Annotated in this window: 14 protein-coding genes; 1 reads left to right on the top strand and 13 read right to left on the bottom strand. The window is 73.3% G+C overall.

Annotated elements, in window-relative coordinates:
• On the top strand, nucleotides 1-820 hold an 820-nt coding region (locus DAA34_RS02515; RefSeq protein ID WP_234354073.1), incomplete at its 5' end, for an energy-coupling factor transporter transmembrane component T.
• 12 nt (nucleotides 821-832) lie between these two features.
• On the opposite strand, the gene DAA34_RS02510 is transcribed toward DAA34_RS02515, so the two are convergent.
• From DAA34_RS02510 to DAA34_RS02445, 13 genes are all read right to left on the bottom strand, one after another.
• The gene (locus DAA34_RS02510; protein WP_106817476.1) at nucleotides 833-1408 is read right to left on the bottom strand and encodes a hypothetical protein; all 576 of its coding nucleotides are present in this window, start codon (nucleotides 1406-1408) and stop codon (nucleotides 833-835) included.
• On the bottom strand, nucleotides 1405-2463 hold the full coding sequence (locus DAA34_RS12065) for a hypothetical protein (protein WP_158707564.1): 1059 nt from the start codon (nucleotides 2461-2463) through the stop codon (nucleotides 1405-1407). Before DAA34_RS12065 ends, DAA34_RS02510 begins: the two co-directional genes overlap by 4 nt.
• Before the next feature lie 77 nt (nucleotides 2464-2540).
• Nucleotides 2541-5768 (bottom strand): LysM peptidoglycan-binding domain-containing protein, encoded by a 3228-nt coding sequence (locus DAA34_RS02495; RefSeq protein WP_106817474.1) that lies wholly within the window; start codon nucleotides 5766-5768, stop codon nucleotides 2541-2543.
• Between the two features lies 1 nt (nucleotide 5769).
• On the bottom strand, nucleotides 5770-6201 hold the full coding sequence (locus tag DAA34_RS02490; RefSeq protein ID WP_106817473.1) for a TadE/TadG family type IV pilus assembly protein: 432 nt from the start codon (nucleotides 6199-6201) through the stop codon (nucleotides 5770-5772).
• Nucleotides 6198-6653 (bottom strand): TadE/TadG family type IV pilus assembly protein, encoded by a 456-nt coding sequence (locus tag DAA34_RS02485; RefSeq protein ID WP_158707563.1) that lies wholly within the window; start codon nucleotides 6651-6653, stop codon nucleotides 6198-6200. Before DAA34_RS02485 ends, DAA34_RS02490 begins: the two co-directional genes overlap by 4 nt.
• Nucleotides 6650-7078, bottom strand: a complete 429-nt coding sequence (locus DAA34_RS02480; RefSeq protein WP_158707562.1) for a TadE/TadG family type IV pilus assembly protein — start codon at nucleotides 7076-7078, stop codon at nucleotides 6650-6652. The genes DAA34_RS02485 and DAA34_RS02480 overlap by 4 nt, the downstream gene beginning before the upstream one ends.
• Nucleotides 7079-7127: 49 nt before the next feature.
• On the bottom strand, nucleotides 7128-7361 hold the full coding sequence (locus DAA34_RS02475) for a hypothetical protein (RefSeq protein WP_106817470.1): 234 nt from the start codon (nucleotides 7359-7361) through the stop codon (nucleotides 7128-7130).
• Nucleotides 7362-7527: 166 nt separating this feature from the next.
• Entirely contained in the window at nucleotides 7528-8427 is a 900-nt protein-coding gene (locus DAA34_RS02470) for a type II secretion system F family protein (protein WP_106817469.1), read from the bottom strand.
• The gene (locus tag DAA34_RS02465) at nucleotides 8424-9296 is read right to left on the bottom strand and encodes a type II secretion system F family protein (RefSeq protein WP_106817468.1); all 873 of its coding nucleotides are present in this window, start codon (nucleotides 9294-9296) and stop codon (nucleotides 8424-8426) included. Before DAA34_RS02465 ends, DAA34_RS02470 begins: the two co-directional genes overlap by 4 nt.
• Entirely contained in the window at nucleotides 9296-10957 is a 1662-nt protein-coding gene (locus DAA34_RS02460; protein WP_234354072.1) for an ATPase, T2SS/T4P/T4SS family, read from the bottom strand. The genes DAA34_RS02465 and DAA34_RS02460 overlap by 1 nt, the downstream gene beginning before the upstream one ends.
• Nucleotides 10950-11750 (bottom strand): hypothetical protein, encoded by an 801-nt coding sequence (locus tag DAA34_RS02455; protein WP_106817467.1) that lies wholly within the window; start codon nucleotides 11748-11750, stop codon nucleotides 10950-10952. The genes DAA34_RS02460 and DAA34_RS02455 overlap by 8 nt, the downstream gene beginning before the upstream one ends.
• A gap of 1 nt (nucleotide 11751) precedes the next feature.
• Nucleotides 11752-12558: an SAF domain-containing protein gene (locus tag DAA34_RS02450; protein WP_106817466.1), complete on the bottom strand. Its 807-nt coding sequence runs from the start codon at nucleotides 12556-12558 to the stop codon at nucleotides 11752-11754.
• Nucleotides 12559-12661: 103 nt separating this feature from the next.
• Nucleotides 12662-13657, bottom strand: a complete 996-nt coding sequence (locus DAA34_RS02445; protein ID WP_234354071.1) for a cation diffusion facilitator family transporter — start codon at nucleotides 13655-13657, stop codon at nucleotides 12662-12664.
• Nucleotides 13658-13749 lie beyond the last annotated feature (92 nt).

Raw genomic sequence — 13749 nt, 5'->3', positions numbered from 1 at the left:
GGGGGTCCGTCTGGTGAGCTCGGGGTCGTGTATAAGAGCCAGTGGGAGACGCACCGCCCGGGGAACAGCGGCCCGGCGACCGCCCCTCGTCGCCCGCGTCGGTCCGCTCGCGCCGCTGCTCGCCCTCCTCCTGGCGGCGGTCGCCGGGCTGCTGTCCCCCGGGTGGCGCGTCTCCCTGGGTCTCGTCGCCGCGGAGGTCGTCCTCGGGGTCGCCCTGCTCGCGGCGCCCGGTCGTCGCGGGATCCCCGACTCCGGACCGCCGCGCAGACGGGCGCGCTCGGTGCTGCTCCGGCTCGCCCCCGGGGTGATCGCCGCCGTCCTCCTCGGCTGGAGCTCGTGGCTGCTCGGCGGTCAGCGGATCGGCCCGGCGCTCGACGCGATGACCCGACTGCTCGTGATGATCGTCCCGGCATCGGTCCTCGTGGCCTGGATCGACACCGACGAGCTGGCCGTGCACCTGGCCCGGCGGCTCGGTCTGCCGGCTCGCCCGGCGGTCGCCTTCGGCGCGGCGCTCGGACGGATCGAAGCCTTCCGCGCGACGTGGGACGAGGTCGCCGCCGTCCGCCGGGTCCGCGGCGTCGGCCCGCGACGCTCCCTGCTGCCACCCGTCCGCACGATCGGGGCGATGACGTTCACGGTCCTCGTGCGCGTGCTCGGGTCGGCGGTCGAGCTGTCGACGGCGATGGACGCCCGCGGTTTCGCCAATGCCGAGCGCCGAACCTGGGTCACCCCCGCCCGCTGGGGAAAGGGTGACACCCTCCTCACGCTCGCGTTCGCGCTCCTGCCGCTCGGGGCGCTCGCCGTCCGGTTCCTGCGCTGACCGGCGCCGGCCTCAGCAGCCCTCGTTCGACATCTCGAGGTAGGTGACCTTCCACGTCGAGCGCTTCGGGTACTCCTTGTTCGTGAGCGTGTACACGTACCGCCTGCTGTTGACCCCGTCCTTCGGCAGGGCCTTGCGCTTCTCGTCGACGTAGTTGACGCCCGAGACGTCGAGGCACGCCTCGAGGTCGATCGCCGGGACCTCGCCGTCCTTGGCGACGATCCGGTCGTCGGCGACCTTCACCGACTTCAGGCGAGTTCGGCCGGTCTGACGGAGGTTCTTCTCGCGCAGGGTGTTGAGGAACAACGAGGCCTTGCTGCCGATCGGGTCCGACACCGCTCGCAGCGAGTCCTCGCCGTACTTCGTCGGGGCACTCATCGCGGTGTCCAAGGCGCTGAGGAATGCGCGCAGCTGCGCCTTCGCGGCCCGGATCGCCTGGTCCCGGTCCGTCTCGAGCAGGGTCGATTCCTCGGTCGTGGACGTGATGCCGCCGCGGGCCAGGGGCTCCGGACCGGACGAGCACCCGCCAGCGAGCGCGGCCGGCGCCAGTGCGACCAGCACCGCGGCGGTGCGGGTGCGTCGGCTCACGGCGTGTCCTCGACGATCGGCACCTGGGCCTCGCCGACCTTGATGACGGCGCTCGAGGCACGCAGCAGACCCTCGTACCGCTCGGGCGGGGTGCCCCAGCCGCCGTCGGTCTCCACCGTCCACACGACGAACGCGCGGACCCGGTAGAGGCCGGGCTTGCGGTAGATGTACCCGCAGTCCGGGGACTCCTTGAGCCCGAACTCGATCCGGTACGGCGTGCCCCGGCCCTTGCAGACGACGTCAGGGCGGGCGCTGCCGTTCTCACCCATGTACCACCGCACCTCGCCCGCCGTGAGGGTGACGGTCATGACGCCCGTCGAGGACAGCAGCTTCACCTGGTAGCGGCCGTACGCCGTCTTGGGGTTGTCCTTCGGGATCCACATCCACACCGGCGCTCCGACGACGCCGATCTGGTCGTTCTCCCGGGCCTCCTTCGAACGCATGTATCCCGGGGTGATGCCGATGCGCACCCGGTCGGGCACGAGCGTCGTCGGGAGGTCGCCGAGGAAGCTGTTCGTCGGCGGCGGGTTCTCCGACCAGAAGGCGGCGCTGCGGGGCCAGCCCCAGTTGAACGTCGTGCAGTAGTAGATCGCGCCCGTCGTGCGGCCCTCCCACACGTCCGCGCCTGCCGGCGGCTGGGGGTCGGCCTTGAGGATGTAGCACTGGCGCTCGTTGGACCAGTCGCCGTACTGGATCTTGCGGCACTCGACCTCGTCCCAGCCCCACTTCGTGCCTTCGGCGACGACCCAGCACGGGGGCTTCGGAGGCTCCTTCTCCTCCTCGGGGGTGTCGTCGCTCGTCGAGCCGCCGCCACCGCCGCCCGTGCTCGAGCCGCCGCCACCGCCGCCCGTGCTCGACCCGCTCGGCGGAGGATCCGCCCGTGGGGGCTCCGGACGCGGCGGTGGGGTGAAGGTGCACGCGGGCACGGCGGGCATCTGGCTGCACCCGGCCTCGGCCCGCGGGGCGAGCACGATGGCGGCCGCCATCGTCATGAGGCACAGCAGCACGACAGCCATGACGGCGCTGATCTGCCGGCGGACCGGGGTCGTGGTCATCGCGTGGGCTCCCCTCCGATGATCGGGCCTGGTGCCCGGAACGGTTCGTTCGATGATGGCACGGCCGCTGGTCCCCGTCAGACGACCTCGGCCGAGCGGCTCGTGGCCGGGGCGAGGATCGAGCCGTCGGGAGCGGTCCGGGCGCGGAGGTCGTCGAGCAGACGGACGGTTTCCGGCTCGAACCGACCACCGGCGGCCTCGCAGAGCGTGACGAGGGCGCTGACGGCCTCGTCACGGACGTCGGGCTGCCCGACCCGGTCGGCCGCGACGATGCGCAGGCGCCACAGCCGCTCGACGGCCGGCTCGACGGTGAGGCCGACGAGCGCCGCGTCGATCGCGTCGTCGTACCGCTGCGTGTCGATGCACCGGCGCGCGAGCTCGGCGGCCGCGTCGACGACGGCGGCGACCATCATCTGCTTCGGACCCTCCGCCCAGGCGAACTGCCGCGGGTGCGTCCCGATGAACGGCCGTCCCCGAACGAGGCCGAGCGCCTGCTCGAGTCGGGCGTCGCTCGATTCCTGCGGGCCGTCGGGCAGCAGGCCCGTCCACAGGTCCCAGTCCGTCGTGACCCGTCCGTCGAGGGAGAGCGTCGCGCCGTCCTCGTGCAGGAGGGCGCCCTCGACGCCGGGGGTGGCGGCGAGCCAGTCGCCGAGCCGGGTGATCGCGGCCTCGCGGGCCTGGCTGATGTCGGCCTGGGCGCGGTTGGGCCAGAGGGCGTCGTCGAGGTGCCGGCGGTCGACGCCCGGGTTGATCGCGAGGTAGGCGGTGAGCTCGGTGAGCCGGGTGCGGGCGCCGTGATCGATGTCCGGGACGTTCTCCAGGTCGACCGGGCCCAGGAGGCGCAGGAACGGCAGCCGCTTGGGCGCCGAGTGCTCGCTGATCCGGGTCGGGAACGGGACGACCGGCGGGACGGGCGTCCCCGGGGTCGGCGTGACCGAGGGCACGAGCCAGTCGGCCACCCGCGGGGTCATGCCGCCGTCGACGCCGCGCACCACGCCCGAGCCGCCGACGGGGCGGGGGACCGGGGTGTTCCACAGCGTCCGCGGGGTGTCGCCGGCCTCGACCCCGCCGCCCGTGTTGCGGACCCGGGTCGGGACGTCCTCGAGGGCGTCGTCGAGGTAGCCCTCGGCGACCCGGGCGGCGGTCAGTCCGGCGAGGGTCGGCTCCTCGACCGGGGCCCACGGCGAGGCCGCGGCGAGCGCGGGGGCGCTGGCGAGCGCGAAGAGGTCGCGGATGTCGTGCCAGACGTCGTCCGGGAGACGCTGGGCGTGGACCTGGAGGTACATCGGCGAGACGACGCCCAGCTGCTCGTCCTCACGCAGGTCGAGGGCCCACTCGCCCGGCGCGAAGTCGCGGGTCGCGATGACGGCGCAGACGTCGCGGCGGGCGGTCGCGAGGTCGGTGAGGCGGCGGCTGCCGTCGATCGTCGCGTCACCGCTGACGAGGACGACGTGGACGACCGGATCGGTGTCCTGCTCGACCATCTCGACGGCGGCGTCGACGTCCGCAGCGGGTCGGAGCCGATCGGTGCCGAGGACCTGGGCGAGGTCGTCCTGGCCGCCGACGACCGTGACCCGGACGCCCGCAGCCCATGCGGAGGTCGCGAGGTCGACCGCGACGGCCACGATGGCCGACCGCGTCCGCTCAGCCGGACCGGCGACCTTGAGGACCCCGGCCTGCTGCAGGTCGACGAGCAGGTGCGCGCCCTCGTGGTCCCGGCCGAGCGAGACGAGCGCGGGGTACGGCGGGGGCGTGGCGCCGGTCGAGGAGAGGTCGAGACCGGCGGCCCGCTCGGCGTGGAGGGTCCAGATCGTCGGGTCGGCCGTGACGGTCCACGGCGCGGGCAGCGCGGTCGGTGCGGCGAGGTGGACGTCGACCCCGCCGGGCGTCATCAGCACGGATCGCACGGCCGGTGCCTCCCGGCCGCCGAAGGCCGCGGCGAGGTGGCGCAGCGCAAGGTCGACCGTGCGCGCGTCCTCCCGCTCGGCGGTGTCGCGCAGCGCGCTCTCGACCTCGACGAGCCGGCCCGTCGGCAGGGGCAGTGCCTCGCCCGGACCGCGGCGGCGCTGCTGCTGCTGACGGCGCAGGGCCAGGAGTCCGACGAGGCCGCTCGCCGTGAGCCCGCCGAGCCCCAGGACCCCGACCGACGCGAGGGCGATCGATCCGAGACCGGGACCCTCGTCCTGCGGCGCGGCGACCGGTCCCGACGCGGTGGTGGGCGCGTCCGTAGCGACGGCGCCCGCGAAGCCCGCGAGGTCGAGGTCGCCCTGCACGTCGGCCGAGCCGGTCGCTCCGGCGAAGATCGCGGCGTCGCTCCGCTCGGGCACGTCGGGCGTCGTGCGGGCCGCGTCCGGGTTGCTGCTCGTCGCCGTCGCGGCGGCTCGGTCCGAGCTGCGCTCGGTGCTACACCCGTCGCCGGGGACCGAGATGGTCCAGCCGGGGAGGATGAGGTCGGGGTCGGTGAGGCGGGCCCCGCCCGGCTGCACCTCGTCCTGCGTGGCCGTCACGAGCTCCGGATAGCGGTCGGCGTCCCCGAGCTCCCGCTCCGCGATGCCCGAGAGGGTGTCGCCGCGCTCGACGACGACCTCGTGGGCGGGCGACGACGCCTGCTCGGCCTTCTCGTCGACGGGGATCTGGATCGTCGTGCCGGTCGCGAGCCAGTGCGAGGAGCTGATCGTGCCCGGGTTCGCGTGGACGATCTCCGGGTAGCGCCCGCCGTCGCCGAGGTGCTTCTCCGCGAGCGACCAGAGCGTGTCCCCCTGCTCGACGACGTGGTCGACCGTCGCGTGCTGCGGGCTGTCCTCCGTCTCCTGCGGTGCGGGGGTGGCCACGTCCACGCTCGCCACGGCGGCGGCCTCCGACGCCCCCAGCGCGACCGCGCTCACGGACGCGGCTGTCGTCGGGGTGGGGCTGGCCGGCCCGACGGCCGCCTGGGCGGCGGTGGCCTGCCCGACGACGGGGGCCGCGACGAAGAGGAGCGCGGCGGTGCCGACGAGGCCGCGGGCGATGCCCTGGGGGAGGGCGAGCCCCGGGATCCTCGGCGTCTCGACCCCCGCCAGGCGGCTGATGATCTCGACGACGACGGAGAAGGCGATGAAGAGCCAGGCGAGCCACGCGAGGCCGCCGAAGACCCGCAGGAGGAAGGTGCCGTCGTCGGGGCTGAGCAGCCCGTCGAGGATCTCCCGGAACGAGGGGACGTCGGAGGGCAGCGGGTGGATACCGAGCGTCCACAGCAGAACCGGGACCCCGACGACGATCGCGAGCAGGCCGAGGGACCCGAGCAGGCCCTTCATCCGTGCGGCCATGTCAGACCTCCTCGCCCCGGAAGACTCGCGTCACCCGTGTCTTGGCCCGACCGGTGACCGGGAGGTCGCTGATGGCGATGACCGACAGGAAGATCGGCTCGTACGTCGCGCGGGTCTCGACGGTGATCGTGTTCTCGGCCACCTCGGACGAGCCCTCGAGGCCGGAACCGGCGAGGTAGGCGTCGGTCGCGGCCTTCGCGGCATCGGGGTCGAGGCGGACGCCGTAGCCGGGGATCGCGAAGCCGCCGTCGATCTGCTGCGCCCCCGTCCGCGCGGCCTCCTGGGCTACGGCGTCGGCGTGCTGCTGCGCCCGGATGTACCCGCCGAGGTCCACGACCATGCCGAGGACGACGATCATCCCGAGCGTCAGGCTGACGAAGTAGACCGACAGGTTTCCGTCGTCGGCCCGCCACGGGCGGGAAGGGGTGCTCATGGACGACCGCCGATCCCGCGCCCGCGGTAGGTGTCGATGGGGCTGCTCTGGGTGGACTCGACCTGCACGGAACCCGGGGTGCCCGGGATGGCGAGGTCGGCCATGTCGACGCGGCAGCGGACGGTCACCTCGACGTCGGAGGGGGTGCCCGGCGGCGCGGAGAAGGCCTCGAGGTCGTTCATCTCCACTTCCGGCTCGGAGCTGCACCGGAGGTTCTGCCGGCCCACCTCGAGCCGGGCCGTCCTGGTCCCGATCGAGCTCGCCTCGGCCGCGGTCCGGGCGAGGGAAGCGGTCCGCGCGGTCTCGAACGCCACCTGCTCCATCGTCTGCTGGGCGATCGCGAGCCGCCCGGCCATGACGAGCAGCGCGACGACGAGCCCGAAGGCGGGGCCGAGGATGACGAGCTCGATCGATGCGGAGCCCGCCTCGGACGCCCCGCGGCGGGCGCTCACGGCGCGTTCGGCGGGGCCTCCCCGCCGAAGGGGTCGTCGGACTCGCCCGGCAGCAGACCCGGGTCGTCGATGCTCTCGCCGCCACCGGTGAGCTGCTCGATCGGCCGCGCGGCGGACTGCGTGATCGTCGCGGAGAACCCGGGGAGGATCGTCGGGCACCGGCCGGTGACGACGGCGATCACGTTGGAATCGCTCCGGTTGAGCGTGACGCTGGGGTTCTCCAGGCCGTCGCCGGTGTGGCCGAGGAAGTTCTCCGCGGCCGCCTTCCCGACGGTGTCGGTCGAGCCGAGCGGCGTGGCGGCACGCGCACCCTCCTGGGCGGCGGCGAGGGCGATCGTCCGGGCGTGCTGGTACGCCGCGGCCTGGAGCGCGAGGAGCGTGACGAGCATGACCATCGGGAAGATGAGCACCATCTCGATGCTCACCGCTCCCCGGTCGTCGTCTCTGCGCCCCCGCTGCTCCATACCGGTCGGATCAGTTCCCGACGTCCGTGCCCTTGTTGGCCAGGTCCCCCGACGCCTTCGTCACCCACGCCGTGATCGCCGCGACGACGATGCCGACAATGGTGATGATCGCGATGGCCCACAGGACCTGCTCGATGGTGACGGAGCCACGCTCGTCCTCGTCCGAGACGATCGCCCACTGCCGGGCGAGGTAGTCACGGCTGATCGCGCCGGCGGTGTGGAGGGTGGCGTACAGCTGGATCATCGGAGTCTCTCCGTCTCAAGATCGGGTGATGCGCGACGGTGGGCCCCCTGCGGGCCACGCCCGTCGACTGTAACCCGCCGGGCGGTCCGGATGCTCGTCCGGACCGCCCCCGAGTGCCCCTTCGGGCGGGGTTCACCGAGTGTTCACCGGAGGATTCGCAGCAGCCTCAGCCGCCGAGCATGACCTTGAGCAGCGCCGGGGTGATGAGGAGGGCCATGAAGATGAGCCCGAGCATCGACATCGGGATCGACATCCGCTCGCCGATCGCGTTGGCCTCGGACAGCTGGTCGTTCATCTCCGCCGTGCGCATGGACTGCGAGCGGGCCCGCAGCGTCGCGTACACCTGCGCGCCCTCCTGGCCGGACAGTCGCATGATGTCCGAGAGGTCGGCGAGCTCCGGCAGGCTCAGCTCGTCGGCGAGGGTGCGCAGCGCGTCCCACGGCGGCTGGCCGGACCAGCGCGACCGGGCGAGCTCGTCGGCCAGGCGCTTGAAGACCCACGAGTCGCCGACGGACGCGGCGATCTCCATCGCCTGCCGCGGGCCGGACCCGGAGTTGCGCTCGAGCGCGACGAGGTCGATGTACGACGCGAGGGCGCGGGAGAAGTCCTTGCGCGCCGCGGCGGCGTCGTCGCGGACGTTGTAATCGGGCAGGAAGAACATCACCGCGGCGAGGACAAGGCTCGCGAGGACGGGAATGGCGAACGGTAGGGACAGGCCGCCGATCCACAGCACCACCGTCAGGATGCTCGGCAGGATCAGGCCGATGAGCCCGTACATGATCTTCTCGCCGAAGAAGCGGTACAGCGGGATCTGCAGGAGGGCGAGCTCCTTCGTCGGCACCGGTCCGAGTCCCGGCAGGGCGGTCTTCCGCAGGGCCCATGAGCCGAGGACGTCGCGCACGTCGGCGTCCTTCGAGGCGATGACGAGCTGCTCGTTGCGCTGCTCGGGGTTGATCCGCTCGAGGGTGGCGAGGGCATCGGGCTGCGCGGGCAGGGACCTGACGAGCAGGAGCGCGAGGCCGAGGCCGACGAGCGCGCCGGCGAAGAGGGACAGCAGAAGGGTCACCGGACCTCCTCGGCGACGTCGGTACCGATGAACCGCGGCAGCTCCTTGCCCCGCGCCATCGCCCGCATCCACACGAGGCAGCCGACGTACGCCGACAGCAGGACGGCGAGGATGACCTGTCCGATGCCGCTCCGGTACGGGTCGACGTAGCTCGTCGCGAAGAAGAGGAAGAGCAGGACCGCGATCGTGATGAGCGTGACCCAGCGGGCGGTCGCCCGAGGCTTGGCGCGGTCGGCCTCGATCATGCGCCGCCCGCGAACGTCCTCGGAGACGGACTGGGCGACGGACTCCAGGACGCTGGCCAGGCCTGCGCCACGCCGCTGGGCACCGAGGAGCAGGTTGGCGCACAGCAGGTCGCCGGTCGGGTCGTCGAGATCATCGGCGAAGGCCCGGATCGCGTCCCGCGTGGGCCAGCGGGCGCGCAGGCGCGCGGCGAGCAGGGTCACCTCCGGCTCGATCGGCTTCGGGGTCGAGCGGAGGGTCGCGACGATCGCCTGCTCGAGCCCCACGCCGACGGTGAGGACGCCGGCGAGCGAGCGCGCCCACTCCTCCATGGCCTCGAGGCGGTCGATCTTCCGGGCCGCACCCCCGGCGGACAGCAGGATCGGCAGGCCGATGACCCCTGCCGGGATGACGACGAGCGCGATCCACCACCCGGTGAGGATCCCGATGAGGAGCCCGGCCGTGACGCCACCGACGACGAGCCGCCGCGTCCGGGTCTCGAGCCGCCGCCACCGCGTCGCCAGGGGGCTGCGGCGGCGCGTGAAGGCCGCCTGCTGCCGCTCCGGCGCCGGCCGCATGCCGACGAGGACGAGGATGATCCCTCCGACGGCGAGGGCGCCGGCGAGCGCGGCGATCTGGGTCTGCATCAGGCCCGGACCCCGGCGTAGTAGCCCTCGATGTCGAAGCCGAAGCGGGCCAGCTCGCGGTAGTCGTCGGGCAGGACGCTCGGGATCGGCTCGCCGCCGTCGGGGTTGGGCCGGAACACGTGGGTCGTCGCCGGGCCGTCCTCGCCGGGGTGCACGGCGATGATCTCGCTGACGTAGCGCTCGCGCCGGGGGGTGCCGTCCGCGGCCGGTCGGGTGTCGAGGTGGAGCTGGACGATGATGTTGATGTGCTCGGCGACGGCCCGCTGGGCGTAGGCCTCGGTCACGTGCCCGCCGGCCTCCATGGCGCAGGTGATGAGCTTGCGGATCGCGCCGACGGCGTCGGCGGAGTGCGTCGTGCTGATCGAGCCGGAGCCCGACTGCATCGCCTTGATCATCGCCATGACCTCCTTGCCGCGGACCTCGCCGACGATCTGGCGGGAGAGGTTGAAGCGGAAGGAGTCGTAGAGCAGGTCGTCCAGCGGGATCTCGCCGGCCTGACGGCCGTCCGGGCCGACCTCGCCGGAGCCCGGGCGGGACTCCCAGGCGACGATCCGGCGGTGCTTCTCGGTGAGCTCGTGCAGGTGGAGCTCGTACTCCGTCTCGAACGTGCCGATCCGCTCCCACGGGTCGAGCTCGGCGCACAGCGCGCGGACCATCGTCGTCTTGCCCGCGCCCTGGGGACCGGAGACGACGATCGACTTCTTCGCCCGCACCGCGGCGCGCAGGAAGGAGACGGCGACGGGGTCGAGCATCCCGCGCTCGGACAGCTCCTCGAGGGTGATCTCCCGGAGACGGTGACGTCGGATGACGAGCGACGGGCGCGGGGTGACCCACGCGGTCGCCGCGAGCCGGGCCCCGCCGTCGAGCCGCATGTGCAGCCGCGGCTGCGCCTCGGAGAACGGACGGGCGTTCACCTCGGACCGGCTGGCGAGGAAGACGAGGAAGTCGATGAGCTCCTGGTCGGACTCGGCGACCGCCGGGCCCTCGTGGAGGGACCCGTCGACGTACTCGAGCAGGACCTGGTCGCAGCCGGTGATCTCGATGTTCTCGACCTGGGGGTCGTCGACGAGCGGCTGGAGCCGGCCGAGGCCGAAGAGCGCATCGTGGACGGCCTGCGCGATGCGGCCCTGCTCCTCGAGCGACCACGCCCGACGTCCGACGGCGAGGTTCTCGGCGGCCGTGGACTGGAGCAGCTCGAGGATGATCGTTCGGCCGAGCTCGCGCTGCGCGTCCCCGTCGAGGGCGTTGCCCCGTTCGGCGATCGCGCTCGTGAGCATCTCCGACGCCTGCGTCCGCAGGGCGGCGACCTGGGCCCAGTCGATGCCCTGGTCGCGGGAGCCGGGGCGACTGGTCGAGGTGCTGGTCCCCGTCGGGACCGTCGGTGACCCGGCGACCGCGGACGGGGCGGACGGTTCGGGGACGGACGGTGCGGCGAGGCCGGGCACGGAGGTCGCGCTCGTCGGTGCCACCGGGGGAGCCAGACCGAGGGTCGGCTGGGGCGGCGAGGGGGCGAGCGCGGCGTCGATCGTGAAGGGTGTCGAGCCCGCCCCGGCGGCGTACCGCTGCGAGACGTCGGCCCGCGAGGACGTGGACTCGTCGACACCGTCGAGGTCGTCGTCGAAGAGGGGGATGCCGATCTCGCCGGGGTCCTGGTCACGCACGGGTGGGCTCCTGGGACGGCGCGTGCGTGCCGAGACGCTCGCGGTTGGTCGTGATGAGGCCGAGGATCGCCTGTGCGGTCGCCCGCAGCCCGCGGTTGAGGGGGCTGTTGGTGAACCGCTTCGGGGCGTCCGCACCGTGGTGGAAGACCGCGGCGGTCTCGGGGTCCCACGGCAGCGCGCTGACGACGGGCAGGCGCAGGACCTTCTGGACCTCGCGGTGCCCGTAGGGCTGGCCCTCCCCGACGACGAGGCAGCCGAGGTGGTCGGGGGTGCCGAGCTGCTGGAACTCGCCGCTCAGCTCCTTGGCCCACGAGCGGGCGGCCGACAGGTCCGGCAGCGAGGTCCGGGTGGTCAGCAGCGCGACGTCGGAGGTGTGGACGATCGGCTTCGGCGCGCCGACGAGGCCCAGGTGACCGCAGTCGACGATCGCGTCCATCCCCTGCTGCTCGAGGGAGCGCAGGACCCCGGAGAGCGGCTCCCACAGGGAGGTCGTCGTCGGGGCCTGGACGTGGGAGCGCAGGCCGGGGATGTAGCGGACCTTGGACCCGGGGATCTCCCGGGCCGTCGCACCGACCGCCGCGCCGAGGTCGCCCGCGCGGTGGGCGATCGCGAGGTCGAGCAGACCGCGGTCGTGGGGCATCTGGCCGCGCAGGTAGCCCGCGAGCACCGCCGAGCCAGCGTTGGGGTTCGCGTCGACGAGGAGGACCGGCCGCGGCCAGGAGAGCGCGAGCCCCAGCGAGCTCACGGTGACCCCGGGTGCGCCTCCGACCGAGAAGAGGGATACGACGGCCACGTCAGCTGCCCGCCGCTTCCTTCGTGTCGCTCTGCGAGCGGCTGTTGAGGACGAGGGCGAGGTCCCCGGGGCCGGACGCCTTGGCGACGGTCTTGGCGTCGGCGGCGGTGAACTCGATGTCGACGAGGATCTTCGTGCCGTCGGCGTTGCGCCGGGTTGCGACGACGGTGCCGGCGACCTCCGTGAAGGAGCCGCCCCCGGCGCCGGCGACCGTCCCCTCGCCGTTGGGCGCGCGGACGACGGTCACCCGGTCGCCCGTGAGGAGCTCGCTGTTGGGCACGTGGCCGGCGTCGAAGCTGAGGCCCACGAGCGCGTTGTTCGGGCCGGGGACGGTCTGCGCGGTGTAACCGTTGCGCGGGACGATGCCCCCGGCCGGCAGGTCGTAGGCGGCGCGCTTGCCGACGACGAGGTCCTGGTCGGCGAAGGGGATCGGGTTGAGTCCCGAGCCGTCGTTGACCTGCGCGGGCATGAGGTCGGAGGCCTCGATCACCTCGCCGCGCCGGATGTCCTTGCTCACGGCGACGACCGAGCTTGAGCTCGTCAGGCTGCTGACGAGGAACGCCGTGAGGATCGCGCCGAGCGCGACGGCCAGGAGCCCGAGGGCGATGTAGAGCGGGCGGCGACGCAGCTTCGGCGGCGGGACCGGGGTCCCGGCCGGTGCGGCCGCCTGCTCGTTGGTCCCCTTCCGCGCCCGGCGCCGCTCGTCGGGCGCCGGCTGGGCCTGCTGGGCGACCGGCTGCCCCGCGATCGGGTGCTGGCCCGGCTGCGGCGGAACGGACTGGCTGGGTGGCTGAGGTGCGGTGCTCATCCGGGAGGGGCCCCTGTCACGTGCGTCGTGGGTCGCTCGGCAGGGACCGACACCCCTGCCGGGGTGGACTGTACCCCGGGACGGAGGGCTCGGCTCGGCGGGCTCAGGAGGCCCCGTCGACCCCCGCGCGGCGCCGCATCTCGGCGTGGTCGGGGACCGGGAACTCGGTCGGGTAGTCGTCGTAGCTGCGGGGGTCGTCGTTCGGCTCGAGGTGGCAGACGAGGGTCACGTCGGGCAGCTCCTCCCGCAGCGCGGCCTCGACGTCCTCGACGAGGTCGTGGCCCTGCGTCACCGTCCACGAGCCGGGGACGAGGACGTGGACCTCGGCGTACCGGCGGTGCCCTGCCTCCCGGGTGCGCAGGCCGTGGAAGTGCACGTCCTGCGTGACGAACCGGCCGAGGGCCTCGGAGATGCGGGCGTTGTCCTCCTTGGGCAGGGAGATGTCCATGAGCCCGTCGGCCGACTCCTGGAGGAGCTTCCACCCGGTGACGATGATGTTGAGGCCGACGAGCAGCGCGACGACGGGGTCGAGCCACTGCAGCCCGCTGATCCACACGAGGGCGACGCCGACGACGACGCCGGCCGAGGTGACGACGTCCGTCATGAGGTGCTTGCCGTCGGCGGTCAGCGTGATCGAGCGGTGCTCGCGGCCGGCGCGCAGGAGGACGAGCGCGCACGCCCCGTTGACGAGCGAGGCGACGACGGAGACGGCCAGACCGATCCCGACGGACTCGATCGGCGCGGGGTGGAGGAGCCGCTGGACGGCGGTCCAGATGATGACGCAGGCTGCGATGAAGATCATCTGACCCTCGATCGCGGCGGAGAAGTACTCGGCCTTCGCGTGCCCGAAGTGGTGGTTCTTGTCCTCGGGGCGGGCGGCGACGCGCAGCGCGAAGAGCGCGGTGACCGCCGCGACGAGGTTGACGACCGACTCGGCGGCGTCGGACAGGAGGCCGACCGAGCCGGTGATCCGCCACGCGTACACCTTGAGCGCGATCGTCACCACCGCCGCGGCGACCGACAGGAGCGCGAACTTCGTCAGGTCGACCCGGGCCGGCGGGCCGGGTCGTGCAGGCGTGGTGGCGGGAACGGCGGTCACGGAGGGACATCCTCCCACCCCTGCGCCGTCGTGCGCAGTTCCCAGCGGGCCTGCGGTGATCTAGGGTCGGGGGACGGCTGCTGCGCCCATCG

Origin of the sequence: Janibacter massiliensis, assembly GCF_900289115.1 — a bacterium.
In the GTDB taxonomy this organism is placed as follows: Bacteria; Actinomycetota; Actinomycetes; order Actinomycetales; family Dermatophilaceae; genus Janibacter_A; species Janibacter_A massiliensis.
The sequence above is the reverse complement of the archived record's forward strand: the minus strand, read 5'-3'. Positions and strand labels throughout refer to the sequence as shown.